Here is a 1,440-nt window from a genome sequence, read left to right as displayed (position 1 = left end):
AACGGTCGTCGCAACACCAGGAGTTTGGAGGTTGCGATGAACGTTGTAAGGCGCAGATCGGCGCGGTCAGGACGAGCCCCATTGCCGTCGCCAGGACGGCCCTCTGTTGCCGGGCGCGATGAACAGAATAAATTTTGGCGGGCGATTGCCGCTGGGTTAAGCAGCGAAGATGCTGCACTCGAAGCCGGATTGTCACAACCTGTCGGAAGCAGATTATTCCGAAAGGCGGGCGGCATGCCACCAGCGATGTTCAGATCTTCGGCAAAGGCACTGTCCGGGCGGTATCTCTCGTTGAATGAGCGCGAGGAGATCGCACTTCTCAAGGTGCAGGGCCATTCCATACAGGAGATTGGACGTCGCCTGGGGCGGGCTGCTTCCACAGTCTCCCGTGAACTGCGGCGCAACGCGGCCACTCGCGGCGGCGGGTTGGAGTATCGGGCAATAACTGCCCAATGGCATGCGGATCGATCCGCCCGCCGGCCTAAGCCGACCAAGCTTGCGCTCAATGCAACCTTGCGCACTTATGTGGAGGAAAGACTTGCTGGCGGCGTCGTAGCCCCGACCGGCGCTCCCGTTCCTGGTCCCGCCGTTCCGTGGAAGGGGCGGCGGCATGGCCAGCGCAAGGATCGGCGATGGGCCAAAGCCTGGAGCCCTGAGCAGATTGCTCGACGCTTGCCGATCGACTTCCCGGACGACAAGACGATGCGCATCAGCCACGAAGCTATCTATCAAGCCCTCTTCGTTCAGGGCCGTGGCGCGCTACGCCGCGAGCTGACGGCCTGCTTGCGAACAGGGCGTGTGTTACGGATGCCCAGAGCGCGCGTACGCAGGCGAGGCAAGGGATTTGTCTCGCCGGAGATCATGATCAGTGAGCGCCCTGCTGAAGCTGCCGATCGAGCAGTGCCGGGACATTGGGAGGGGGACCTTATCCTCGGTCTTGGCAGCTCGGCAATCGGAACGCTGGTCGAGCGCACGACGCGCTTTACGATGCTCTTGCACCTTCCACGGTTGGCGGGGCATGGCGAAGCTCCGCGCGCGAAGAACGGGCCAGCCCTTGCGGGACATGGGGCCGAAGCCGTGCGCGACGCGATCACGCGCACCATCATCACTTTGCCCGAAGAGCTGCGCCGTTCGCTAACCTGGGATCAGGGAGCCGAAATGGCTCAGCACGATCGTCTCAAGATCGATGCGGGTATCCAGGTCTACTTCTGCGACCCGCAAAGCCCATGGCAGCGCGGCACTAACGAGAACACCAACGGGCTGCTGCGGCAGTACTTCCCGAAAGGCACGGACCTGAGCATCCACAGCGCCGAAGAGATATCCGCTGTGGCAGCGGCCCTCAATGCCCGACCGCGGAAGACACTAGGCTGGAAAACGCCGGCGGAGGCGCTTGACGATCTTCTGTTATGAGTGAAAGTAACTGGTGTTGCGACGACCGTT

Annotated in this window: 1 protein-coding gene; it reads left to right on the top strand. The window is 62.3% G+C overall.

What is annotated here, in order from left to right:
* Nucleotides 1–36 precede the first annotated feature (36 nt).
* Entirely contained in the window at nt 37–1,410 is a 1,374-nt protein-coding gene (locus FXB41_RS09220) for an IS30 family transposase (protein ID WP_007597145.1), read from the top strand.
* Nucleotides 1,411–1,440: the final 30 nt, after the last annotated feature.

It is taken from the genome of Bradyrhizobium canariense, assembly GCF_019402665.1.
GTDB classification, from domain to species: domain Bacteria; phylum Pseudomonadota; class Alphaproteobacteria; order Rhizobiales; family Xanthobacteraceae; genus Bradyrhizobium; species Bradyrhizobium canariense.
The sequence above is the reverse complement of the archived record's forward strand: the minus strand, read 5'-3'. Positions and strand labels throughout refer to the sequence as shown.